The sequence below is a fragment of the Streptomyces sp. NPDC047453 genome (assembly GCF_040643155.1).
Classification (GTDB): domain Bacteria; phylum Actinomycetota; class Actinomycetes; order Streptomycetales; family Streptomycetaceae; genus Streptomyces.
The window spans coordinates 1-1,015 of sequence record NZ_JBEYTS010000194.1 but is presented as its reverse complement, the minus strand read 5'-3'; the positions used below and the strand labels follow the sequence as shown (position 1 = coordinate 1,015).

Genomic DNA, 1,015 nt, shown 5'->3' with positions numbered 1-1,015 from the left:
CTAGTGCTGTGACCGCATAGGTTCGCCGGGTTGGTGGGGGCTTTTTGTAGGATCACGACTCCAGGGCGGGGAGGGCAGGACGTTGGAAAGACCGCGGATACGCCTCGGCAGTGATGATGCGTGGCTGGAGCTGGCTCATGAAGGCGGAGATGACTGGCGGGTGACCGCCGATTGGTACTCGTGGCTGAGAGCTGACTTCACCGCCTACCTCACCATCGGGGAGATCGAGGACTTCGCTGCCCGGGTGCTCTCCCATCTGCGCGCTCCGTCGAGCCACCGCTTCTCAGCGGCGGTGACTCCCGGCCGCAACAATCCGCTGACGCTGAAGGCCGAGCCTGTCCAGGGTGGCCACGCCTTCTTCGTGCGCCTGACTCCCAACGGGGACGACGGCGCCTGTCACTTGCAGATGGAAATCGACCCGATCGATGCCACCGAGCTTCGTGAAATGTTTGATGCATTGCACGCGTCCGTGGCGCTCTGACTGCGGAGATCGTGCTGCTCTCGTCAGGCTGCGGCTTTGAGCGGTCGTCCGCCCCATCGGATGCCCTTCTCGCTTCGGATACGGGCTCGTTCCTTGCGTTCGGCGGCCAGGACGTCGCGGTGGCGGGCGTTGGCGTTGCGCCAGCGCAGGTAGGCGTGCAGGGCCCGGGTCTGAATCACGTGGTTGGGGTGGTTGGAGTTGGCGATGGTGAACTGCCGCAGCGGTCCGAAGTGGGCCTCGATGGGGTTCGCCCACGAGGCGTAGGTCGGGGTGAAGCACAGCTCGACCTTGTTCTTCTTCGCCCAGCGGCGGATGTCGGTGCCCTTGTGGGCGGACAGGTTGTCCAGGATCACGTAGATGGGGGCGCCGTCGGGCCGGGCGGCGCGGATCGACCTCAGCGCGGCCAGCGTGTTGGCGGCCCCCTTTCTGCGGCGGTTGACGCCCCACAGGCGGTCGTCGCCGACCGAGTAGCAGCCGTGGAAGTACCGCACCCCGTGGGTGCGGTGGTAGGTGGCCGGCAGCCGGTCGGGGCGT

General features: G+C 66.6%; 2 protein-coding genes. One reads left to right on the top strand and one right to left on the bottom strand.

The features are described from left to right. Positions 1–160 precede the first annotated feature (160 nt). Positions 161–481, top strand: coding sequence for a hypothetical protein (locus tag ABZ818_RS42900; RefSeq protein WP_361427810.1), 321 nt, complete (start codon positions 161–163; stop codon positions 479–481). A gap of 23 nt (positions 482–504) precedes the next feature. Here ABZ818_RS42900 and ABZ818_RS42895 read toward each other — a convergent pair. After that, the coding region (locus tag ABZ818_RS42895) for a transposase (RefSeq protein WP_361427807.1) at positions 505–1,015 on the bottom strand (511 nt) is incomplete at its 5' end.